This window comes from Pseudomonas sp. MD195_PC81_125 (genome assembly GCF_014060985.1).
GTDB classification, from domain to species: Bacteria; Pseudomonadota; Gammaproteobacteria; order Pseudomonadales; family Pseudomonadaceae; genus Aquipseudomonas; species Aquipseudomonas parakoreensis.
This window is the reverse complement of record NZ_JABULD010000626.1, coordinates 1-22,658: the sequence shown is the minus strand read 5'-3', so window position 1 is coordinate 22,658 and position 22,658 is coordinate 1. Positions and strand designations below refer to the sequence as shown.

Here is a 22,658-nt window from a genome sequence, read left to right as displayed (position 1 = left end):
CTGTAGGAGCTGCCGCAGGCTGCGATCTTTTGATCTTGTCTTTTAAAAAGATCGCAGCCTCGTTTCACTCGACAGCTCCTACAGGGTTATGGGTTGCGGCTTAGAGCTGCGGGGTTTTGCGGAAACCCACGGCCAGGCGGTTCCAGCTGTTGATGGTGTTGATCGCCACGCTCAGGTCGACCATTTCCTTGGGCGTGAATTGCGCGGCGACGATGTCGTAGTCTTCGTCCGGGGCGTGGGTCAGGCTCAGTTGGGTCAGCGACTCGGTCCACAGCAGTGCAGCACGTTCGCGCTCGGTGAAGAATGGCGCTTCACGCCACGCGGTCACGGCGAACAGCCGGCGCGGGGTTTCGCCGCCCTTGATCGCGTCAGCGGTGTGCATGTCGATGCAGAACGCGCAGCCGTTGATCTGCGAAGCACGCAGCTTGACCAGCTCGATCAGGGTCTTTTCCAGCGGCAGTTTCGAGACCGCAGTTTCCAGAGCCATCATCGCTTTCAGGGCGTCTGGGGAAGCAGTGTAGAAATCGGTACGAGCTTTCATGGTGAGTTTCCGGGGGCCAGTGAATGTGTGACTAAGGTAGCCCCGCACCAACCCCGGACAAATAGCCAATCTCCCGGAAGACGAGTAGACCACCGCGTCACACGCGCTGGCGCAACCAGTGCAGGAACCCGGTTTTCGCCACCACGGTCGGCACGTCCTGGGTCAGAGTCTGAGCCTTGTGCAGGCGATAATCGAGCAAGGCTTTCATCGCCTCGTTGATGTCGTGGCGGGCATCCAGGCACGGCTTCAGGTAGGTCTTCTCGATGCGATACAGCGCGCAGAAGGTTTTCGCCGCGAAGGTCGCCGGTACTGAAGAATCGGACAGAATCCCGGCCTCGCCGATCACTTCGCCCGGCCCCATGCGCCCGGATTCGAACGGGCTGCCATGGCGGGTCAGGGTCACGCTGACCACGCCGGATTCGATGATGAACAAATGATCGCTGACCTCCCCGGCCTCGAGGATCGTTTCCCCGGCGCGGAAGGTTTGCAGGGTCATGTTCTGGCTGAAGGTGTCTTTCTCTTCCTGGCGCAGGGTGGAGAAAATCGGTGAGCTGTCGAGCAGCGCCCGTGGCCGCGAAAGGTTACCGGCAACGATTGGCTCGACACTCGACAACAGATTGACCCCGGACGCCTGCAGATGCCGGTAAGCCAGATCGAACAGCTGATTGCGCACCGGACGTTTCTGGTCCATCGACGACACAAAGCCGCTGATTTCATATTCGACACCGGTGCTGCTGGCGCTTTTCAGTGCGACGCTCGGCGCGGGATTGTCCAGCAGCGGACGGCAGCCCTGCATCGCCCGCTCCAGCGCATCGATCACCGTATTGGGCCGGGCATGCGGGCTGACCTGGACACTGACGGCCAGGCCGAACATGTTGCTCGGCCGGCTAAAGTTGATGATCTTGGCCTTGGCCGCCAGCGAGTTGGGAATCACCGCCATGCTGCCCTGGCTGGTCTGCAGACGCGTAGCGCGCCAATCGATGTCGATGACCCGGCCTTCGGTGCCGTCGATGGAGATCCAGTCATCGATCTGATACGGCTTGGTAGTGTTGAGCACGATCCCGGAAAACACATCACTGAGGGTGCTCTGCAACGCCAGACCGACAATGATCGCCAAGGCCCCGGACGTCGCCAGCACGCCTTTGACCGGCAGATCGAGCACGTAGGCCAGAGCGGCGATAATGGCGATCAGGAAAATCACCGCCCCGAGCAGATCCTGCAACAGCCGCCCGGTGTGCCCGACCCGCTGCATCATCACCGCGCCGATCAACACGGTCAGGGTGCGCGCGCCGAACAGCCACCAGCCGATCTGCAACCCGGTCGCCGCCAGATGCAACGGCACATTGTCCGCCCACGGCGCCGGCTCCATCGGGTTGAGGCCTTCGTTGAACAGCACCGCGCTGAACAGGCTGAAAATCAGCACCCGCACCAGCAGCTTCCACTCGCTGCCACGGGCACTGATCAGGCGCCACAGGCCCAGATCGAGCAGGATCAGAATCAACGCGCAAAACAACGGATGTTCGGTCAAAAAAGACAACATCAAAGCACTCCGACAGGGCCCAGTCGCGAGAAGATCGCACAGATTGGGCAAGTGTAGGAGTAATTGATTTCAGAGACAGAACACCCGCGCAAAAACACCAAAAACCAATGGGGAGCGGGCTTGCTCGCGAAGGCGGTGGATCAGTCAGACACGCATCGACTGTAAGTCCGCTTTCGCGAGCAAGCCCGCTCCCACAGGGATGAAATTTACCCGTGCATTTGGCCAAAACGCCCGGACTGGAAGTCGGCGAATGCCTGATGAATTTCCTGCTCGGTGTTCATCACGAACGGGCCATGGCCGACAATCGGTTCGTCGATCGGCTCGCCGCTGAGCAGCAGCACCACGGCGTCTTCACCGGCCTCAAGGGTCAACTGACGCCCCTCACGTTCAAACAGCACCAATTGCCCGACACCCGCCGTTTGCGCACCGTTGATCTGCACCGACCCTTTCAACAGCACCAGCGCAGTGTTGCGCCCTTCGTGCAGATCCAGGCTCAGCAACTTGCCGGCATTGAGCCGCAGGTCCCAGACGTCGATCGGCGTGAACGTGCGCGACGGGCCTTTATGCCCCTCGAACTCACCAGCGATCAGCCGCAGGCTGCCGGCGTCGTTCTTCAGCGCGATATTCGGAATATCGCCGTCGAGTATGGTCTGGTAGCCGGGCGCGGCCATTTTGTCCTTGGCCGGCAGGTTGACCCACAGCTGCACCATTTCCAGATTGCCGCCGGTTCTGGCGAAATCATCCGAGTGAAACTCTTCATGCAGGATCCCGGACGCAGCCGTCATCCACTGCACGTCGCCCGGGCCGATGGTGCCGCCGCTGCCGGTGGAGTCACGGTGCTGCACCTCGCCGTCGTAGACGATGGTCACGGTTTCAAAACCACGATGCGGATGCTGGCCAACACCGCGGCGCTCGGTGGTCGGGGTGAATTGCGCGGGTCCTGCGTGATCGAGCAGCAGGAACGGGCTGATGTGCTTGCCCAGGTTGTCGTAGGAAAACAGGGTGCGCACCGGGAAACCATCGCCGACCCAATGGCCGCGAGGGCTGGTGTAGATACCGATGATGTTTTTCATGGTTGCCTCCAGAAAAGTGGGTGACGCAATGGATTAAGCTTAAATCCATGACGGTCGGAGGACTAGACCGCAAAAATCAGCTTAAGTGTTCCATCTGCAGGACAGTAGTGCACCTTTCGCGAGCAATTCACAACCCCCTGTAGGAGCTGCGGCACGCTGCGATCTTTTGATCTTGTTGTTTAAAATCAAAAGATCGCAGCGTGCCGCAGCGCCTGCAAGATTCGTGACTTCTGCTCAACAGTGCTTTGCCCCACCAGCGGTTTTTCTCAAGGACGCAGACGCGGATACTCCCGCCCATTCTCACTGCAACCCTGGAGTCATCAATGTCTGTTCCCGCTTTTGGTCTGGGTACGTTTCGCCTGCAAGGCCAGGTGGTCATCGATTCGGTGCGCAATGCGCTGGATCTCGGTTACCGCGTCATCGACACCGCGCAGATCTACGAGAACGAAGCCGAGGTCGGTCAAGCCATCGCCGCCAGCGGCATTGCTCGCCAGGATCTGTTCATCACCAGCAAGATCTGGATCGCCAACTTCGCCAGGGATCGCTTGATCGACAGCCTCAAGGAAAGCCTGGGCAAGCTGCAGACCGACTACCTCGACCTGACGCTGATCCACTGGCCATCGCCGGAAGATCAAGTGCCGGTCGCCGAGTTCATGGGCGCACTGCTCGAAGCCAAACGTCTGGGCCTGACCCGGCAGATCGGCGTTTCCAACTTCACCATCGAGCTGATGCAACAGGCGATTGCAGCGGTCGGCGCAGACAACATCGCCACCAACCAGATCGAACTGCACCCGTACCTGCAAAACCGCAAAGTGGTCGAGTTCGCGCAAAGCCAAGGCATCCAGATCACCTCGTACATGACCCTGGCCTATGGCGAAGTGCTCAAGGACCCGCTGATCCAGCAGATCGCCACACGCCTACAAGCGACCCCGGCGCAAGTCACTCTGGCCTGGGCGATGCAACAGGGCTACGCGGTGATTCCATCGTCGACCCGTCGCGCCAATCTGCAAAGTAACCTCGGTGCTACGGCGCTGACCCTGAGCGACGCCGACATGGCGTTGATTGCCACGCTGGAGCGCGGCCAGCGCCTGACCAGCCCGAAAGGCATTGCCCCGCAGTGGGACTGATCGTTCAGGCCTGAAGGCGCTGCGCGAGACTGAGCATGGCCTCGCGCAGCACCTCGACCGAGCGCTCGACCACTTGGGCTTCGGCGTCTCGGCAGACCTGCTCAAGGTCCGCACAGGCTGCCGCCACTCGCGCGGCACCGACCATCTGCGCGCCGCCCTTGATGTGATGCGCCAGCGTGCCCAATTCGCTCAGGTCGCGGGGCCGGCGTGCGGCGTCCAGCCGTTGCAGATCGTCCTGCAGACTGCACAAGACTTGCTCTCGCAAACGTTGCATCAGCGCATGATCGTCACCGGCCATTTGCTCCAGCGCGCTCAGGTCGAGTTCGGTCAAGGGCAGTGGCGGCTTTGGCTCGCCTGCATTTTCGCTGTGTCCGGCGCCCTGCAATGCCAGCGCCAGATCAGCCAGGCGGATCGGTTTGAACAGGCAGTCATCCATACCGGCCTCAAGACACCGCGCCTTTTCCTCGATCTGCGCATTGGCGGTAAAGCCGAGAATCAGACACCGTGCCCGGCCGCTCGCCGCCTCTTCGCCACGGATGGCCCGCGCGAGTTCGTAGCCGTTGCGCCGGGGCATGTTGCAGTCGGTGATCAGCACGTCAAACGCATGTGCCCGCCAGCGTTGCAGCCCCTGTTCACCGTCTTCGATATCGACGGTGCGGTGGCCGAGCTCACTCAACTGCCAACAGAGCAGCAGCCGGTTGACCGGATGGTCATCCACCACCAGCACGCTCAGCGAGCGCGCCGGGGTGTCCGCCACCGCAGTGCTTGCAACCTCGGCGGCACGCGCGGTCAGGGCTTGCAATTGCAGTTTGACCTCGACCCGCGTTCCATGCCCCGGCTGGCTGTCGAGGTGCAACGTTCCGCCCATCATTTCGCAGAGCTCACGGCTGATCACCAAGCCCAGCCCCGAGCCACTGCGCGCGGACTGCCCGGCGTTGCCAGCCTGTACAAACGGGCTGAACAGGCGCTGGCGGTCATGCTCACTGATGCCCATGCCACTGTCTTCGATCACTACCGTCACGCCCACGCTTGCGAGCGGCATCGCGTGCACTGACAGCCGCACGCTGACCTCGCCTTGCTCGGTGAACTTGATCGCATTGCTCAACAGGTTCGACAGCACTTGCTTGAAGCGCACCGGATCAATCAACACGTCAACATCGCTGCCCGCCCCCAGCTCGATGTGCCATAACAGGCACTTTTGTCGCGCCAGCCCTTCGAATACCCGGCACACCGAAGCCACCAGTTCGCGCAGGTTGGCCCGCTGCGGCGCGAGGGACAACTGCCCGGATTCGATGCGCGCGATATCGAGAATGTCGCCGATCAGCGCAAGCAGTTGCTGACCGGCGCCCGACGCAACCTGAATCGCCAACCGGTCAGTGACACCCTCCTCGGCACGTTTGAGCGCCAATTCGAGCATGCCGATCAACGCGTTCATCGGCGTGCGGATTTCATGGCTCATGGTCGCCAGGAAAGTCGTCTTGGCGCGGTTGGCATCGTCAGCCGCCTCCTTGGCTTGCTGCAACTGATGCAACCATTGCTGACGCTGACGTAACTGCCGGCGCTGAAAACCGATCCAGCCAATGCCAGCACCAGCAACCCCGCCGCGGCTGACAAACCCCAGAACAATCTCCGCGGCGGTGGCGCACCCAATAGCTCTCCTCCACCACCACATCATGCTCCAGCGCTCGACCAACTCGTCCATCTGCTGAGGCGCGATGCTCAGCAGTGCCTTGTTCAGCAATGTGTGCAGCGCCGTGGCCTGCGGTGCGGTCGCCAACGCGATGCGTGCCGGTTGATCGCCAACGGTGTTGGTGATGCGCAAACGCTCGCGGTACTGGCGGGCAAGCAGAAAGCGCGCCACCAGCAGCGAACTGACCGTCGCATCGGCCTGGCCCTTGACGATCAGTTCCATGCCCTCAGCGGGACTGCGCACCTCCACCAGAGTTAATCGTGGCACGCGCCGCTCCAGGTATGCGCGCAACGGATGCCCGCGATAAATGGCCAGTCGTTTACCCTGTAAATCGTCGCGGCTGCGCGGGCTGCCGGCCGTTGTCGCACTGATCAGCACAAACGGGTTGTTCAGGTAGGCGCGGGTAAACTGCAGCTCGGCTTCACGCTCGCTGCTCGGCGTCACCACCGGCAACACGTCGAGCTCACCGGCCTGGAGCTGTTCGATCTGGCGGTCCAGCGAACGCCCCCCGAACCACGTCGAATTGCAAACCGGTGCGCTGGCTGATCAGGTTGAGCAGCTGTGCCGACAGACCACTGAAACGGCCCTCGGCATCAAAAAAACTCAGCGGCGCAAAGTCCTCGATCACCCCCACGCGCACCACCGGGTGCTGCGCCAACCAATCCTGCTCACTGGCACTCAGACGTACCCGCGACTGCGCGGCCATCTGCGCGCGCCCTGCGCTCCAGCGTTGCTCGATAAGCTGACGACGTTCCATGGGAATCGCCGCCAGTGCCTTGTCGATGATGCGTTTGAGGCGTACTTCACTGCGCCGCAGGGCGAAACCGAAGGCGTTGGCATCCAGCCCTGACGGCCCGGCCAATTGCAGGTCATTGCGATAATTGGTGTTGATCAGGTAATTGGTGCTGATCAGATCGCCCAGGTAGCCATCATCGACACCGAAAGCCACTGCCCCCCAGTGCGTCCATCGCCGAGGGATAGCGCAGCACCTGCGCCTTGGGATAGAACGCCTGCACACTGGCCAGCGGCAGATAGTCCTCGACCATGGCGATGCGTTTGCCGGCCAGGTCCGCCGGCAACGTTTCGTCTAACCGGGTCACCAGCATCGGCTGATCGTCGGCGTAAGTTCGCGACAGCACAAAGTCGGGGTCGGCGAGTTCAAAGCTGTTGGAGGTGCCCAGCAGGTCGAGTTCGCCCTGTTTGAGCGCAGCCATGACTTGCTCGCGATTGGCGAAACGTTGCACATCGATGCGCACCCCGAGCAGTTGCGCCAGCAGGTCGGCGTAATCGGCGGTGAGCCCTTCCAGCTCGTGTTGATTGCGGGTGATTTCGAACGGCGGATAGTCCGCACCGGAAATGCCCATGCGCAAGACCGGATGCTGGCGTAACCACTGACGGTCACGCTCATCGAGCGCGACAGGGATATTGTCCAGTTCGGCCTGGGCCAACAGTTCCAGGTGCTGCGCCGGCTCACTGGCCCAAGAGGTGGCCGTGATGCTCAACCACAGGACACAGCACCAGCCTTGCAGATTCATCAGGTCACTCAGAGCAGATGATTGCGTTTGGCGAGTTCACGCAAGTGCACCGTCGAGGTGATCCCGAGTTTTTTCATCAAACGGGTTTTGTAGGTGCTGACGGTTTTATGGCTCAGGTGCGTGTCTGCGGCGATCATTTTGTTGGCTTTGCCATGCGCCAATTGCACAAGGATATTCAACTCACGATTGGACAGGTCGTCGATCATCTGTTTTTCGCTGCGGTGCAAAGGGGTCGACGTATAGTCCTTGTCAGACGACGCCGCAAAATAGGCATAGCCTGACATCAACGCCTGAATTGCCTTGTGCAATTGCAGCAACTGGTTGGTTTTGGCCACGAAGCCCAAGGCACCGGCACGCAAGCAGCGGTCCTGATAATACTGCGGGTCCTGAGAGGTGAAGATCAGCACCTTGCATTTGGGGTCGATGGCCTTCAGCCGTTCCAGCAGCTCCAGGCCACCGATCCCCGGCAACTTGAGGTCGAGCACCACCAGGTTGGGTTTGTGCTCACGATTCAGGGCCAGGGCTTCGCTGGCGCTCGCGGCCTCGTGAATCTCCTTGAATCGCTCGGTCTGGAGTACGAGTCTCACGGCTGCGCGCACCACCGGATGATCGTCGACGATCAGCGCTGACTTCATGACGGCTCCCCGTGCAACTACCTGACAAAGGCGCCACAGCGTCGGATGCTGCGGACGCCGTTGCTGTGCAAAGACTGTTACACGGGAATCACGCGGGATCTACCTGTCAGATCTGACAGTTGCAGCAAACGCCAAACCGTGCGCAAGCCCGGCGCTGCAGGGCCGATGCCGGGTTCCAGGCATTCGCTGCGCACACCAGCGGACAATCGGCCCGACCCATCAGGTGCTTGATCGCCGCCAGGTCGGGCAGTGCGACATGGCTGATCTGCATGTTCTCCTGAGCAAAACCTGCCGGCGTCTGCATCGGGGCCGAAGGTTCGTTGTAGATCAGCACATGACGGACATGCGGGTTGTTCAGGAAAAAGCCCGACAGATCCAGCGACCCGGTCGCCAGTTCGGCATTGATGACTACGGCATCGAAGGGGTCGCAGCCGTACTCCACCAGCGTCAGCAACTCCAGCAGACTCTGCACCGGAGCGACGCGGAAGTATTCGAGATGGTTGAACAGCCGCTCGATTTTCATTCGGTGAAAATGCTGCGGATCGGCAATCAGGATGCGCAGGGTTTTATTGATCATGCTCGATGTCCCGAAGCTCGGAGGTGGCGCGCCAAGACTACGCATCTCGCCGGAACAGCTCTGTAGGACCTTTCCTAAAAATCCGCTCATTCGTCTGTTCCTTTGCCGTGGTTGCGCCGTTGCAGCCAGTTCAACAGATCGACCCCGGCCATCGGCCGTGCGTACCAGTAGCCCTGCCCTTGCGTGCAGCCCAGCGCCAGCAGTTCGCGACGTTGCGCGGCGGTTTCGATGCCTTCGATGACCACGCTCATGCCCAGGGCTTCGCCCAACGCCAGGGTGCTGCTGATGGCCGCGCGACAACGGGGTTCATGCGCAAGGTTGTGAATGAAATCGGCGTCGAGCTTGATCTCGTTGAAGGGCAACTGACACAGGCGCTGCAACGAAGAGAATCCGGCGCCGAAGTCATCGATCGACAAGCGACAGCCCATCATCCGCAACCGCACCAGCGTCTCCAGGCTGGTGGCCGGTGCTTCGGGCAGGCCGCTTTCGGTCAGCTCGAAGGTCAGGCCCGAACCGCTGCTTGCCTGTTCGGCCAGCAGGCTGTTCAACGTCGACGTCAGTTGCGCATTGGCCAGTTGCACGGTTTGCAGGTTGAACGCCACGTTCAGGACACAACCGTGCGCCCGGGCGCTGCGCTGCATCTGCAAGTCGCACAGGGCGGTGTCCACCGAGTTCATGACAGCGGCGGCGATTGTAATCGCCGAGAGCCACGCCGAATGGCAGCCCGATATTGTTGCCTTATTCGGTGGTACTCGGACTCCAGAACGCCTGCACCACCAGCGCTGAAGTCGAGATTCGCGCCACCAGTGCGTCCAGCTCGTCACCGTCCACCGAGGTGGTCGCCAGCGTCGCTTCGATCTCGATTTCGTCGGCACCGAAGGCATGTACATCGACGTCGCTGGCCGGGTAATTGCTGCGTTCCAGCTCGGCTTCGAGCAGGGCGAACACGGCTTTCTGCTGCGAGCGCCGGGCGATCACGTAAACGATGTTGGTGACTTCGGCCGAGACCACGTCCAGTGGCTGGCGGTTGATGTTGTTGACGATCGGCCGCAGCAGGGTGTTGGCGGCGAGGATGAACAGCGTGCCGAGCACCGCTTCGGCCAACAGATCAGCCCCGGCGCAGGCGCCGACGGCGGCGGAAGTCCACAAGGTTGCGGCGGTGTTGAGGCCACGGACGTTACCTTCCTCGCGCATGATCACGCCTGCGCCGAGAAAGCCGATGCCGGAAACCACGTACGCGACCACCCGCACCGCGCCTTCTGCGCCGCCGAGACGGTTGGCCATGTCGACGAAAATCGCCGCACCGACCGCCACCAGCACGTTGGTGCGCAGGCCGGCGGTGCGTTGCCGGTACTGGCGCTCGAAACCGATCAGGCCACCGAGGATGAACGCCGCGCTGAGGCTGACGAGGGTGTCGAGCAGCGAGGTGAGGTTGAGGTTGTTGATGGCTTGCATGATGAAGCTCCTTGAATAGTCCACAGTCCCTTTGTCGGGCTTGCTGCCAATTCACTTGAAATACCCGTTCCCTGTAGGAGCTGCCGCAGGCTGCGATCTGTTGATTTTGTTTGTAAAAGACAAGATCAACAGATCGCAGCCTGCGGCAGCTCCTACAGGGGCAGCATTACTGCCAGCCGAACCGGCGGATGTAGAAGCCTTTTACCGCCTGGGTCAACGCCATGTACGCCAGCAGGATCATCGGCAGGAACACGAAGTACAGCGACGGCAGTGCCTGCAGTTTGAAGTAGTTCGCCAGAGGCCCCATCGGCAGGAAGATCCCGACCGCCATGATGATCCCGGTCATCACCAGCAGCGGCATGGCTGCACGGCTTTGCAGGAACGGAATCTTCGGCGTGCGGATCATGTGCACGATCAGCGTCTGGGTCAGCAGCCCCACCACGAACCAGCCGGACTGGAACAGCGTCTGGTGATCCGGGGTGTTGGCATCGAACACGTACCACATCAAGGCGAACGTGGTGATGTCAAAGATCGAACTGATCGGCCCGAAGAACAGCATGAAGCGCCCGACATCCGCCGGCTGCCAGCGCTGTGGCTTTTTCAGCATCTCGTCATCGACGTTGTCGAACGGAATGGCGATCTGCGAAATGTCGTAGAGCAGGTTCTGTACCAGCAGGTGCATCGGCAACATCGGCAGGAACGGAATGAACGCACTGGCCACCAGCACCGAGAACACGTTGCCGAAGTTGGAGCTGGCCGTCATCTTGATGTACTTGAGCATGTTGGCGAAGGTGCGGCGCCCTTCGAGCACGCCCTCCTCCAACACCATCAGGCTCTTTTCCAGGAGGATGATGTCAGCGGCTTCCTTGGCGATGTCCACCGCGCTGTCCACCGAAATACCGATGTCGGCGGTACGCAGCGCCGGGGCGTCGTTGATGCCGTCGCCCATGAAACCGACCACATGGCCGTTGCCTTTGAGGATGCGCACGATGCGCTCCTTGTGCGACGGCGTGAGCTTGGCGAAGACGTTGGTTTTCTCCACCGCCACGGCCAGTTCGGCATCGCTCATGCGCTCGATGTCGTTGCCCATCAGCAAGCCCTGTTGCGCGAGGCCGACTTCGCGGCAAATCTTCGCGGTCACCAGTTCGTTGTCACCGGTCAGCACTTTGACCGCGACGCCGTGCTCGGCCAGCGCCTTGAGCGCCGGCGCAGTGCTTTCCTTGGGTGGATCGAGGAACGCCACGTAACCGATCAGCGTCAGTTCCTGCTCATCCGCCAGGCTGTAAGTGTCGCGACCTTCCGGCATCGAACGGGCAGCCACCGCCACCACGCGCAAGCCTTCAGCGTTGAATGCTGCGGTGACCTGACGAATCCGGGTCAGCAATTCATCGCTCAAGGCTTCTTCGACTTCGCCGTGCTGCACACGGGTGCACACCGCCAACACTTCTTCCACCGCGCCTTTGCAGATCAGCAGATGCGGTTCACCACGCCCTTCGACCACCACCGACATGCGCCGGCGATTGAAGTCGAACGGGATCTCATCAACCTTGCGAAACGCCGTGCCAACCTTCAGTTCGCGATGGATTTCCACGTGTTCCAGCACCGCCACGTCGAGCAGGTTTTTCAGCCCGGTCTGGTAGTAGCTGTTGAGGTAGGCCTTTTCCAGCACATCGTCGGAGTCTTCACCCCAGACGTCGACATTGCGCGCGAGGAAGATCTTGTCCTGGGTCAGGGTGCCGGTCTTGTCGGTGCACAGCACATCCATGGCGCCGAAGTTCTGGATCGCGTCCAGACGTTTGACGATGACCTTTTTGCGCGACAGGAACACCGCACCTTTGGCCAGCGTCGAGGTGACGATCATCGGCAGCATTTCCGGGGTCAGGCCCACGGCAATCGACAGCGCGAACAGCAGCGCTTCGGTCCAGTCGCCCTTGGTGAAACCGTTGATGAACAGCACCAGCGGCGCCATGACGAACATGAAGCGGATCAGCAGCCAGCTGACTTTGTTCACGCCCAGCTGGAACGAGGTCACCGCGCGGTCAGTTGCGCCCACACGCTGTGCCAACGCGCCGAAATAGGTGCTGTTGCCCGTGGTGAGAATCACCGCCACCGCCGTGCCGGACACCACGTTGGTGCCCATGAACAGAATGTTCTCCAGCTCCAGCGGATTGCGCGTGTCGCGGTCGGCCTGACGGGCAAACTTTTCCACCGGCATCGATTCGCCGGTCATCGCCGCCTGGCTGACGAACAGATCCTTGGCGCTGAGCACCCGACAGTCAGCGGGAATCATGTCGCCGGCCGACAGCACGATCAGGTCGCCCGGCACCAGCTGCTTGATCGGCAGTTCGATGCGCGGCTCGTCGCGGCGCATCACCGTGGCGGTGTTACTGACCATCGCCTTGAGCGCGTCGGCGGCCTGGTTGGATTTGCTTTCCTGCCAGAAGCGCAGCAGCGTCGACAGCACCACCATGGAGAAAATCACCGTGGCGGCTTTCAGGTCTTCGGTCAGCCAGGAGATCACCGCCAACAGGGTCAGCAGCAGGTTGAACGGGTTTTTGTAGCAGTGCCACAGGTGAGTCCACCATGGCAGCGGCTGCTCGTGTTCGACTTCGTTGAGGCCGTACTGCGCGCGCAGTGCGTCGACTTCAAAATCGGTCAGGCCGTCGGTGTGAGTGCCCAGCGACGAGAGCAGTTCGCCGCTGTCGCGATGGGCCGCATCGACCAGGGTGTTGGCCAGCGTGGGCGGGACTTCACGGCTGACCGTGGTGTCGTTGATCGATTCCAGCAGCGCCAGACGGCGGAAGTGCCGGGCGATGTGGCGTGTGCGCAGGAAGCCTGCGAAAAATTCCTTGAGCGTAAGTTTCATGGCTGTTGCCCCTATGGTCAGCCGGGAAACCGTCGAGCAGGTACGACCATGCCTCGTTCACCGGAAAATCCGGCACGGCAAGGCTTGGCGCGCCGGTCAGAAAAGACAGGCGTGTCGATAGGTTTGCGATCGCGACCACACGGTCGAAATCACATACTTTCAGTGTCGATGAGAAGGACGTCGGGACATGGTCTCAACTGACCATGATCGGGATGCCGCTGCTCGCTTTACGGCGAGACAACGGCAGAGAAAGGCTGCGCGTTATCTTGCCGAGAATCTGCCGGTTACCGAGACCGGCCGACAACTGTCACTCGAACAAGTACCCACTGTGGGTCTCCGCTATTGATGAAAACGCGCGAAGCTTACGCCTCGATGATTGGAGAGTAAACCCGCAAAAGGAAGTGTGTCGGGGAATGTGGCGGGTGTTCAGGAAGGGTTCAGGATTCAGATTTTTCGCTGGCCTCCAGGGCCCTATCGCGGGCAAGCCCGCTCCCACAAGAATCTCCAGTGAATACAAGTTTTGCATCCGACACAGATCCTGTGGGAGCTGGCTCGCCAGCGATTGCGGTGTATCAGGCAAAGCAGATTCAGCTGGCCGTCGCCAACAACAGATCCGCCATCGAACGATGCCCACGGTTCTTGCCATGCTCATACAGCGAACCGGCAATCTCGTCGGCACGCACCGGCAACACCGACAGCAAGGTGTCGCTCAGACCATGGCTGGCCTGGCAGAAGCCCTGCATGTAGATGCCGGCCTTGCAGCGTTCGTCGGTGATCAGTTTGTAGTTGCGATCGACCTCGAAGTCACCGAGGTACTCCTCCAGCGGTGCCAACAGTTTGCGGTGCATCTGCCGCTCGTAACCGGTGGCCAGGACCACGGCGTCATAGATACGCACGCTGACTTCGCCGGTAGCGTTATTGCGCACCGCCAGTTCGATGCCGCGCTCGGTGGCGCTGGCGCTCTCGACGGTGGTCAGGGTGCGGAACGCATGGCGGGCGATGCCCGAGACTTTCTGCCGATAGAAGATGCCGTAGATGCGTTCGATCAGGTCGATGTCCACCACCGAGTAGTTGGTGTTGTGGTACTCGTTGACCAGGCGCTCACGCTCGGCGCTGTTTTGCTGGAACACCAGATCGGTGAACTCCGGCGAGAACACTTCGTTGACGAACGGGCTGTCGTCCGCAGGCTTGAGCGCCGAGCCGCGCAGGATCATGTCCACTTGCACCGACGGGAACGAATCGTTCAGATCGATGAAGGCTTCCGCCGCGCTCTGCCCGCCGCCGATGATCGCAATGCTCATCGGTTGATTGTTGATGCAAGGCTGCTTGGCCATCTGCGACAGATACTGCGAGTGGTGGAATACGCGGCTGTCACCCTTCAGCGCCTTGAACGCCTCCGGAATACGCGGCGTGCCACCGGCACTGACCACCACCGAACGCGCGGTGCGCACGAACTGCTGGCCTTCGCTGTCGCGGGAAATCACGCGCAACGCTTCAACCTGATGGTTGTGCAGCACCGGTTCGATGGTCAGCACTTCTTCGCCATAGCGGCTCTGCTCGGTGAACTGCCCGGCGACCCAGCGCAGGTAATCGTTGTACTCCATGCGGCACGGATAGAAGGTGCCGAGGTTGATGAAGTCCACCAGGCGGCCGTGAGCCTTCAGGTAATTGACGAACGAGTACGGACTGGTCGGGTTGCGCAGGGTCACCAGATCCTTGAGGAAGGAAATCTGCAATTCGCTTTGGGTCGACAGGGTGTTGCCGTGCCAGCTGTAGTCGGCCTGCTTGTCGAGGAACAGCACATCCAGCTCGCCGTGGGTCGGGCCACGCTCTTGCAGAGCGATGGCCAGCGCCAGGTTCGAAGGGCCGAAACCGACGCCGATCAGGTCGTGAAAGATGGGCGATGCAATTGCCTGAGTCATTTCCAGTGTCCTCTGGATGAACCCCTCAACAAGGGGAAAGGAGAGCCTAAGTGACCCGACTGGCCTTGAGCAGGACAGCAGGTCGTCTGTTGAGTAGGAACGAGGACAGGGAAATAAAATTTAGCGACGGCGGCTCAATGGGCATCCCATTGCTTGATGCGCAGGCGGCAATGCTTCATCGCATTGACGATGTGTTTTTCCACCAGTGCCTTGGAAATCCCCAGCTGTTCGGCGATCTGCGGGTGCGACAGGCCTTCGATCTTGCGCAGCAGAAAACTGTCGCGGCACAGCGGCGGCAATTCTGCCAGGGCGCGCTGGAGCATCTCCAGACGCTGGCCGTGATCGAGGGTGCCGTGGGGCGACGGGGTGAAATAACGCTCTTCGCTGTCGAGCACTTCCAGCGGCTCGACCTGACGCAAGGCGTTGCGCCGATGATCATCGATCACCAGATTCAGCGCAGTGCGATAGAGAAACGCCCGGGGCTGCTCGATGGGCGTGTCGCTGGAGCGTTCCAGTACGCGCACATAAGCGTCATGCACCACATCTTCGGCGACCTGACGGTTGCCGAGCTTGGCGTTCAGGAAACACACCAGCTCGCGATAGTAGTTTTCCAACATGACTCCCGGCCGCTTCGATGCGGATTCGATCCTTGAGCACACTGATCGACGGCCCCGCAAACACGGGTAGCAAGATAGTGCCAACTTGAGGTGCGTAATTTATAGTAATTCTCATATAGATTTAAAGTGGCGTTTGTCATTGCCGGCCAAATAGTGCCGTTCTATACCTGTAACATCCTGTGTCTTCGCTTAAATTCCCCTGCGCATTCATCGTTTACAGGACAGCTCCCCGTGTCTGTCGTGCCCTGCGACAGCGTTCAGCGGCTGCGCGCTGTGGCGTGCAGCCGAACGACGGGCCGAATTCCACTGGCCGGAACCCTGCATGAAACGTCCCCGCCCCGCCCGACGCGCCCTGCTCGCAGCCCTGTGTCTGATTCCCGTTGTTGCCTACGCCGCGTGGCAAATCATGCCGCCGGGCCGCGAGCGCTTCGCCACCGTTCAAGTCAGCCGTGGCGACATTGAAAGCAGCGTCACCGCGCTGGGCACCCTGCAACCGCGCCGCTATGTCGATGTCGGTGCGCAGGCCTCCGGGCAGATCCAGAAAATCCACGTCGAAGTCGGTGACGTGGTCAAGGAAGGTCAACTGCTGGTGGAAATCGATCCGTCCACGCAGAAGGCCAGGCTCGACGCCGGGCGCTTCTCCATCGAAAACCTCAAGGCGCAATTGCAGGAGCAGCGCGCCCAGCATGAGCTGGCGCAGCAGAAGTATCAGCGGCAGCAGCATCTCGCCGCCGGCGGCGCCACTCGTGAAGAAGACGTGCAGACCGCCCGCGCCGAACTGAAAGCCACTCAGGCCCGCGTCGACATGTTCCAGGCACAGATCCGCCAGGCTGAAGCGAGCCTGCGCAGTGATCAGGCTGAACTCGGCTACACGCGGATTTATGCGCCGATGGCCGGCACCGTGGTCGCCCTCGACGCCCGCGAAGGCCAGACCCTCAACGCGCAACAGCAGACGCCGCTGATCCTGCGCATCGCCAAGCTGTCACCGATGACCGTGTGGGCCGAAGTTTCCGAGGCCGACATCGGTCATGTCAAACCGGGCATGACCGCCTACTTCACCACCCTCAGCGGCGGTCAGCGGCGCTGGAGCAGCACCGTACGGCAGATTCTGCCGGTGCCGCCCAAGCCGCTGGATCAGACCAGCCAGGGCGGTGGCAGCCCGGCCAGCAGCAGTAAAAGCGGCAGCGCCCGCGTTGTGCTGTACACGGTTTTGCTCGACGTTGATAACGCCGACAACGCCTTGATGGCCGAGATGACCACCCAGGTATTTTTCGTCGCCAATCAGGCCAAAGGCGTGCTTACCGCACCGGTCGCCGCGTTGCAGGGCAGCACTAGCGCCAACCTGCAGACCGCGCAGGTGGTCGCGGCCAACGGCGACATCCAGCAACGCGAGGTGCGCACCGGCATCAGCGACCGGCTCAAGGTGCAGATTGTCGACGGCCTCAACGAAGGCGATCACTTGTTGATTGGCCCGGTCGACGGCAACGGAGGCTGAATGCAAACGCCTCTGATCGACCTGCAGGACATTCGCAAATCCTACGGTGGCGGTGACGCTCCGGAGGTTCACGTGCTGCGCGGCATCGACCTGTCGATCCATGCCGGTGAATTCGTGGCGATTGTCGGCGCATCCGGCTCCGGCAAATCGACCCTGATGAATATCCTCGGCTGCCTCGACCGCCCGACCTCCGGCGAGTACCGCTTCGCCGGGGAAAACGTCGCTGGCCTCGACAGCGACGAGCTGGCCTGGCTGCGCCGCGAAGCCTTTGGATTTGTATTCCAGGGCTATCACCTGATTCCGTCCGGCTCGGCCCAGGAAAACGTCGAGATGCCGGCGATCTATGCCGGCACCCCGGCTGCCGAGCGTCACGCCCGCGCCGCCGCCCTGCTCGACCGCCTCGGTCTGGCCTCGCGCACCGGCAATCGTCCGCATCAGTTGTCCGGTGGCCAACAGCAACGGGTGTCGATTGCCCGGGCGTTGATGAACGGTGGCCACATCATCCTCGCCGACGAACCCACCGGCGCCCTCGACAGCCACAGCGGCAAAGAGGTGATGGCGCTGCTCGATGAACTGGCGAGCCTGGGCCACGTGGTGATCCTCATCACCCACGACCGCGAAGTCGCGGCCCGGGCCAAACGCATCATCGAAATCCGCGACGGCCTGATCATCAGCGACAGCGCCCGCGACAACCCAGAAGCTCAGACCAGCGCCAACCCCGGCGCCCTGCAAGCGGTGGATCTGCGCCAGCGTCTGGCCGACGGCGCCGAAGCCACCGGCGCCTGGAAAGGCGAACTGGTCGATGCCCTGCACGCCGCGTGGCGAGTGATGTGGATCAACCGCTTTCGCACAGCGCTGACCCTGCTCGGGATCATCATCGGCGTGGCGTCGGTGGTGGTCATGCTGGCGGTCGGCGAAGGCAGCAAACGCCAGGTGATGGCGCAGATGGGCGCCTTCGGTTCGAACATCATTTACCTGAGCGGCTCGGCGCCCAACCCGCGCACGCCGCCGGGGATCATCACCCTCGACGAGGTGCACGCGTTGGCCAGCCTGCCGCAAGTGCAGCGGATCATGCCGGTCAACGGCGCCGAGGCCGGCGTACGTTACGGTAATGCCGACCACCTGAGTTACGTCGGTGGCAACGACACCCACTTTCCGGCGATCTTCAACTGGCCGGTGGTGCAAGGCAGTTACTTCACCGAGGCCGATGAGCAGAACGCTGCAGCCGTCGCGGTGATCGGCCACAAGGTCCGCAGCAAACTGCTCAAGGATGTGCCGAACCCGATCGGCCAATTCATCCTGATCGAGAATGTGCCGTTCCAGGTGGTCGGCGTGCTCGCGGAAAAAGGCGCCAGCTCCGGCGACTCCGACAGTGATAATCGCATCGCCATCCCTTATTCGGCGGCCAGCGTCCGGCTGTTCGGCACACGCAATCCGGAATACGTGGCCATCGCCGCCGCCGACGCGCGCAAGGTCAAGGACACCGAGCACGCCATCGAGCAACTGATGCTGCGCCTGCACAACGGCAAGAAGGACTTCGAACTGACCAATAACGCCGCGATGATTCAGGCCGAGGCGCGCACCCAGAACACCCTGTCGCTGATGCTCGGCTCGATTGCCGCGATCTCGCTGCTGGTCGGCGGGATCGGGGTGATGAACATCATGCTGATGACCGTGCGTGAGCGGACTCGCGAGATCGGCATTCGCATGGCCACCGGCGCCCGCCAGCGCGACATCCTCCGGCAGTTCCTCACCGAAGCGGTGATGCTCTCGGTGGTCGGCGGCCTTGCCGGCATCGCCCTGGCGCTGCTCGTCGGCGGCGTGCTGATCCTCAGCGAAGTGGCCGTGGCTTTTTCCATGATGGCGGTGCTCGGTGCCTTCGGTTGCGCCCTGGTCACCGGTGTTGTCTTCGGCTTCATGCCTGCCCGCAAAGCTGCCCGGCTCGACCCGGTCACGGCCCTTACCAGTGAATGATCGATCTATGAAACCGCGCCTCAGCCTGTTGACCGTGTGCCTGTTGCTCAGCGCCTGCGGCAGTCCCGTCCAGCGTCCCGACAGCGGCGTGCAGCCGCCCGCCGCCTGGCAATCGGCGCCGGCGGCCAGCCTTGCGCGCAACAACCCGCAATGGTGGACGCAATTTGGCAGCCCGGAACTGGATCGCCTGATCGAACAGGCGCGCGTCGGCAGTTTCGACCTCGCGGCCGCCGTTGCTCGCGTGCGTCAGGCGCAGGCGGGTACCGTCATCGCTGGCGGCTCACAGCTGCCGGAGGTCAAGGCCGGCCTGAATGCCAATCGGCAGAAACTGCTGCGCGGCAATGGCTACAGCCAACTCGATGCCAACAGCAGCAACAAGGCGGTGGACTATTTCGATACCAACCTGAGCGCCACCTACGAAATCGATTTCTGGGGCGGCAAACGCGCGTCGCGCGACAGTGCCCAGTTCGCCCTGCAGGCCAGCGAATTCGACCGGGCGACGGTCGAGCTGACAGTGCTCAGCAGCGTTGCCAGTACGTATGCGCAAACCTTGTCGCTGCGCGAGCAGAGTCGCATCGCCGAACTCAATCTGGCCAACGCACAAAGCGTACTGAAACTGGTGCAGACGCGGTTTGATTCAGGCTCCGCCACCGCACTGGAACTGGCCCAGCAGAAAAGCCTGGTCGCCGCCCAGCAATGGCAATTGCCGCGCGTGCAACAGCAAGCCCAGGACGCGTTGATCAGCCTCGCCGCCCTGCTTGGCCGACCGGTGCAGCAACTGTCGGCGACAGAGTCCTTCGATCACCTGCAATGGCCAGATATCGCCGCCGGCGTGCCCAGCGAGTTGCTCACCCAGCGTCCGGACATCGCCCGCGCCGAAGCACAACTGGCCGCCGCCGAAGCTGACGTCAAAGTCGCTCGCGCGGCCATGTTGCCGGCACTGACCCTGACCGCCCAACTCGGCTCGGGCGCCAATCAGTTCGACGATTTGATTCGCAGCCCTTTCTATAACCTGACCGCCGGACTGGTCGCACCGATTTTCAATAACGATCGCCTCGGCGCTGAGCGCGACAAGGCCACGGCGCGCCAGCAAGAGCTGCTGGAGACCTACCGTGGGGCGATCATCAACGGGTTCGCCGATGTGGAAAAAGCGCTCAATAGCATTCGTCGCCTGGATGAGCAGCGGCTGTGGCAGAACGATGAACTGAATCAGGCGCAGACCGCGTTCGACATCGCCCAGAGCCGTTACCAGGCCGGGGCTGAAGACTTGCTGACTGTCCTCGAAACCCAGCGCACCTTGTACGCAGCGCTGGATCAGAACGTGCAACTGCGCCTGGCGCGGATGCAGGCGAGCATTGCGCTGTACAAGGCGCTTGGTGGCGGGTGGCAGACCTTGTAATTGCGGCGACTGACAGATCGCCTTCGCGAGCAGGCTCGCTCCCACATTTGAACGCGTTCCATCAGTAAGAATGCGTTCTCATGTAGAAGTCAGCCCGGACATTGTGGGCTGACACCTGAACCTGTGGGAGCGAGCCTGCTCGCGAATGATCGATGACGCAGCCCTCAAGCCGGGCTGGTTTTAGCCTTCAGATTGCGCGCATACCATGGCCGTTGCGGCACGCGGCGGAACAGGCCGGCGAGTTTTTCCTCGTCGGTGATGAAGGTGATGCGCAGCGCCAGCTTCATGGTTTCCGGATCCATCTCCACCGACTTGCCCACCTGCAATCCCGGCGTGGTACTGCAACCATGGGTGATCGGCCCGAGCCACGGGTCATCGACTTCCACCCAGCGCCCCGGGGCAAACCATGGCACGCCATTGACCTGCAGCCGCGTGACTTCGCCCGGGTGAAAACGCTCGTGGGCGCGGAACCAGTCCTCGATGCGATCATCGATCCAGCCATGGAAATGCCAGAACGTCGGGTTGACGTGGGAAGAAAACGGATCGCCAAGGAAGTCGTTTTCGGCGTTGTACCAGCGGGCCGCGAAGTCCGCCGGATCGCGGGCAAACGGCACCGGCTGACCGTTGGACGGATCGCGCGGCACGGAGGCCCAGCGCATGTGCAGCCAGTCGTGCAGGCCCAGTTCGACTTCGGAGCCAAACTGGCCGAGGGTGAGCCGGGCCAGATACGCAGGATCGCGGTACTGCGACTCCCAGACCTGGAAGTTGCTTTCGTAGGTTTCGGCGGTCTTGATGTCGCTGACCCATTGGCTGAATTCGTCATCGCCCGCCGCCGTCCAGGTGGGTGGCAAGGCTGAGCCGTCGTGGTTGTCGAAATAGCGGGCGAAGCCGACGCGGTCGCGGATCAGCTCCGGCTGCGGCAGCGGGAAGAATTCCCACGACGGCAGATCCTGCATCGACCGCGCCGTCCCGAGCATGTGCCGGTGCATGAAGAAAAAGTCCACACCCGAGCCATTGCGATCCTTGCGCGGGCCACGGGCATCGCGCTCCTTGTCGCGCGGGCCAGGCTGCCAGCCGATGCCGCGCAAGGCTTCGCGTTTGTCCTCGGGCAGCTTGTGCCACTTGTCCCGGGTCGCATGCCACAACTGGTGAAACAGGCGATGCTCGGGCGAGATCAACCACGCCAGCAACGTCGGGTTGAGCGGCGTGCGCTCGCGCGCTTCGGGAAACAGCCGCTTGACGGCGACAAAGCGGTTGTCCTGCGCCGGCAAGGCCAGCGACCGGTCCAGGCGCAAGGCCTTGCCGCTGAGGGTGCCACTGCCGGCATTGCCGAAGTCAGCCCAGACCTCATCGAGGATCATCTCCAGCTCATAGCTGATCTGGCCATCGGCGCCGATCAGGCGCCAGCTCAGCTTCGCCGCATCGGCTTTCGCGAGGTCGCCCAGAATTCGATAACGCGGGGTTTCAGCGGAACGCAGGCGCTCGGGCGTGTCGAGAAAACCGCACACCCCGCGCCCCTTCTGGCCGATGTCGAGAAACACTTGCAGGCCCTTGAGCGGCAAGCCCTCGAGGCCGGCATCGGCACCTTCGAAACGGATATCCCACACCCCGCGCAACGCATTCGCCAGGCGCTGCCCGGCCCTGTCCGCGACGTCGAAAGACGCTTCGCCCGGGGTGATCGTCGGGTCCGGCTTCGTCCATTCACGATGCCCGAAATACGCCGCAGGCACGGCAGCGCCGGTCAGCGCCAGGCCCGCCATGAACCATCGTCGAGAAATCTTCATTGCCCTACCTGTGTCAGCCATGAAGCAGGCTTTATCCAAGCTAGAACGTTTGTTGCCCCGGCAAATTTAACGCGCCCGGCGATGATGACCCGTGGCGAGGGGATTCATCCCCGATGAGTTGCGAAGCAACTCCCATCCGACGCTGCCGGCGACACTAGAAGTGACAGCGCTGGCAGGCTTTGCGAGCGCTTCGCACTCGATCGGGGATAAATCCCCTCGCCACAGCACCAAGCTTAAATTTTGCCGCCAACCACTCGTTCTTCCCAGATAGCGAAGGCCCCCGCGCCTGCACCTCGATGGCGAACCTGACTGAGATGGCAATGACAAAAACCACGTTCGAAAAAAGGCTCTATTCCATCGGCCTGCCGTTGGCCCTGGCGATCGGCGCCGGTGCAGGCTTTGCCGTGTGGCACCACTGGTTCAAGGAC

General features: G+C 61.8%; 15 protein-coding genes and 1 pseudogene. 4 read left to right on the top strand and 12 right to left on the bottom strand.

Features of this window, described 5'->3' with window-relative positions:
- Window positions 1-100 precede the first annotated feature (100 nt).
- The 3 genes from HT737_RS25110 to HT737_RS25100 form a co-directional block, all read right to left on the bottom strand.
- Window positions 101-541: a carboxymuconolactone decarboxylase family protein gene (locus HT737_RS25110; RefSeq protein ID WP_047295168.1), complete on the bottom strand. Its 441-nt coding sequence runs from the start codon at window positions 539-541 to the stop codon at window positions 101-103.
- A 97-nt stretch (window positions 542-638) separates the two neighbouring features.
- Entirely contained in the window at window positions 639-2,081 is a 1,443-nt protein-coding gene (locus tag HT737_RS25105) for a mechanosensitive ion channel domain-containing protein (protein ID WP_121184605.1), read from the bottom strand.
- A gap of 206 nt (window positions 2,082-2,287) precedes the next feature.
- Window positions 2,288-3,154, bottom strand: coding sequence for a pirin family protein (locus tag HT737_RS25100; protein ID WP_182404212.1), 867 nt, complete (start codon window positions 3,152-3,154; stop codon window positions 2,288-2,290).
- Between the two features lie 323 nt (window positions 3,155-3,477).
- On the opposite strand from HT737_RS25100, the gene dkgB reads away from it, so the two are divergent.
- Window positions 3,478-4,281 carry a 2,5-didehydrogluconate reductase DkgB gene (gene dkgB, locus HT737_RS25095; RefSeq protein WP_182404211.1) on the top strand — a complete coding sequence of 268 codons (804 nt, stop codon included), beginning with the start codon at window positions 3,478-3,480 and terminating at the stop codon, window positions 4,279-4,281.
- Between the two features lie 4 nt (window positions 4,282-4,285).
- On the opposite strand, the pseudogene HT737_RS25090 reads toward dkgB, so the two are convergent.
- The 8 genes and pseudogenes from HT737_RS25090 to HT737_RS25055 all read right to left on the bottom strand — a co-directional run bounded on the left by HT737_RS25090 (window position 4,286) and on the right by HT737_RS25055 (window position 15,578).
- A pseudogene (locus HT737_RS25090) lies at window positions 4,286-7,506 on the bottom strand (transporter substrate-binding domain-containing protein).
- An 8-nt stretch (window positions 7,507-7,514) separates the two neighbouring features.
- A complete protein-coding gene (locus tag HT737_RS25085) occupies window positions 7,515-8,141 on the bottom strand; it encodes a response regulator transcription factor (protein WP_182404210.1) in 627 nt (208 codons plus the stop codon).
- Between the two features lie 106 nt (window positions 8,142-8,247).
- Window positions 8,248-8,718, bottom strand: a complete 471-nt coding sequence (locus tag HT737_RS25080; protein ID WP_182404209.1) for a chemotaxis protein CheY — start codon at window positions 8,716-8,718, stop codon at window positions 8,248-8,250.
- A gap of 86 nt (window positions 8,719-8,804) precedes the next feature.
- Entirely contained in the window at window positions 8,805-9,395 is a 591-nt protein-coding gene (locus HT737_RS25075; protein WP_306287265.1) for an EAL domain-containing protein, read from the bottom strand.
- Window positions 9,396-9,456: 61 nt separating this feature from the next.
- Entirely contained in the window at window positions 9,457-10,173 is a 717-nt protein-coding gene (locus tag HT737_RS25070) for an MgtC/SapB family protein (RefSeq protein WP_007968289.1), read from the bottom strand.
- A 166-nt stretch (window positions 10,174-10,339) separates the two neighbouring features.
- On the bottom strand, window positions 10,340-13,039 hold the full coding sequence (gene mgtA, locus HT737_RS25065; protein ID WP_047295184.1) for a magnesium-translocating P-type ATPase: 2,700 nt from the start codon (window positions 13,037-13,039) through the stop codon (window positions 10,340-10,342).
- A 587-nt stretch (window positions 13,040-13,626) separates the two neighbouring features.
- The gene (locus HT737_RS25060; protein WP_182404208.1) at window positions 13,627-14,961 is read right to left on the bottom strand and encodes a lysine N(6)-hydroxylase/L-ornithine N(5)-oxygenase family protein; all 1,335 of its coding nucleotides are present in this window, start codon (window positions 14,959-14,961) and stop codon (window positions 13,627-13,629) included.
- A 134-nt stretch (window positions 14,962-15,095) separates the two neighbouring features.
- Complete coding sequence (locus tag HT737_RS25055; RefSeq protein WP_047295188.1) at window positions 15,096-15,578, bottom strand: sigma-70 family RNA polymerase sigma factor; 483 nt, start codon at window positions 15,576-15,578, stop codon at window positions 15,096-15,098.
- Window positions 15,579-15,900: 322 nt separating this feature from the next.
- On the opposite strand from HT737_RS25055, the gene HT737_RS25050 reads away from it, so the two are divergent.
- The 3 genes from HT737_RS25050 to HT737_RS25040 are packed head-to-tail and all read left to right on the top strand — an operon-like array spanning window position 15,901 to window position 20,446.
- Window positions 15,901-17,073 carry an efflux RND transporter periplasmic adaptor subunit gene (locus HT737_RS25050; RefSeq protein WP_182404207.1) on the top strand — a complete coding sequence of 391 codons (1,173 nt, stop codon included), beginning with the start codon at window positions 15,901-15,903 and terminating at the stop codon, window positions 17,071-17,073.
- Window positions 17,074-19,047: a MacB family efflux pump subunit gene (locus HT737_RS25045; RefSeq protein ID WP_182404206.1), complete on the top strand. Its 1,974-nt coding sequence runs from the start codon at window positions 17,074-17,076 to the stop codon at window positions 19,045-19,047.
- A 7-nt stretch (window positions 19,048-19,054) separates the two neighbouring features.
- The gene (locus HT737_RS25040; RefSeq protein ID WP_182404205.1) at window positions 19,055-20,446 is read left to right on the top strand and encodes an efflux transporter outer membrane subunit; all 1,392 of its coding nucleotides are present in this window, start codon (window positions 19,055-19,057) and stop codon (window positions 20,444-20,446) included.
- Between the two features lie 164 nt (window positions 20,447-20,610).
- On the opposite strand, the gene HT737_RS25035 is transcribed toward HT737_RS25040, so the two are convergent.
- Complete coding sequence (locus HT737_RS25035; RefSeq protein ID WP_182404204.1) at window positions 20,611-22,230, bottom strand: PvdJ/PvdD/PvdP-like protein; 1,620 nt, start codon at window positions 22,228-22,230, stop codon at window positions 20,611-20,613.
- Window positions 22,231-22,658: the final 428 nt, after the last annotated feature.

Excerpts from the sequence above, each read along its gene's own strand:
- HT737_RS25110 (WP_047295168.1), bottom strand. The coding sequence starts at position 541 with ATGAAAGCTCGTACCGATTTCTACACTGCTTCCCCAGACGCCCTGAAA.
- HT737_RS25105 (WP_121184605.1), bottom strand. The coding sequence starts at position 2,081 with ATGTTGTCTTTTTTGACCGAACATCCGTTGTTTTGCGCGTTGATTCTG.
- HT737_RS25100 (WP_182404212.1), bottom strand. The coding sequence starts at position 3,154 with ATGAAAAACATCATCGGTATCTACACCAGCCCTCGCGGCCATTGGGTC.
- dkgB (WP_182404211.1), top strand. The coding sequence starts at position 3,478 with ATGTCTGTTCCCGCTTTTGGTCTGGGTACGTTTCGCCTGCAAGGCCAG.
- HT737_RS25085 (WP_182404210.1), bottom strand. The coding sequence starts at position 8,141 with ATGAAGTCAGCGCTGATCGTCGACGATCATCCGGTGGTGCGCGCAGCC.
- HT737_RS25080 (WP_182404209.1), bottom strand. The coding sequence starts at position 8,718 with ATGATCAATAAAACCCTGCGCATCCTGATTGCCGATCCGCAGCATTTT.
- HT737_RS25075 (WP_306287265.1), bottom strand. The coding sequence starts at position 9,395 with ATGAACTCGGTGGACACCGCCCTGTGCGACTTGCAGATGCAGCGCAGC.
- HT737_RS25070 (WP_007968289.1), bottom strand. The coding sequence starts at position 10,173 with ATGCAAGCCATCAACAACCTCAACCTCACCTCGCTGCTCGACACCCTC.
- mgtA (WP_047295184.1), bottom strand. The coding sequence starts at position 13,039 with ATGAAACTTACGCTCAAGGAATTTTTCGCAGGCTTCCTGCGCACACGC.
- HT737_RS25060 (WP_182404208.1), bottom strand. The coding sequence starts at position 14,961 with ATGACTCAGGCAATTGCATCGCCCATCTTTCACGACCTGATCGGCGTC.
- HT737_RS25055 (WP_047295188.1), bottom strand. The coding sequence starts at position 15,578 with ATGTTGGAAAACTACTATCGCGAGCTGGTGTGTTTCCTGAACGCCAAG.
- HT737_RS25050 (WP_182404207.1), top strand. The coding sequence starts at position 15,901 with ATGAAACGTCCCCGCCCCGCCCGACGCGCCCTGCTCGCAGCCCTGTGT.
- HT737_RS25045 (WP_182404206.1), top strand. The coding sequence starts at position 17,074 with ATGCAAACGCCTCTGATCGACCTGCAGGACATTCGCAAATCCTACGGT.
- HT737_RS25040 (WP_182404205.1), top strand. The coding sequence starts at position 19,055 with ATGAAACCGCGCCTCAGCCTGTTGACCGTGTGCCTGTTGCTCAGCGCC.
- HT737_RS25035 (WP_182404204.1), bottom strand. The coding sequence starts at position 22,230 with ATGAAGATTTCTCGACGATGGTTCATGGCGGGCCTGGCGCTGACCGGC.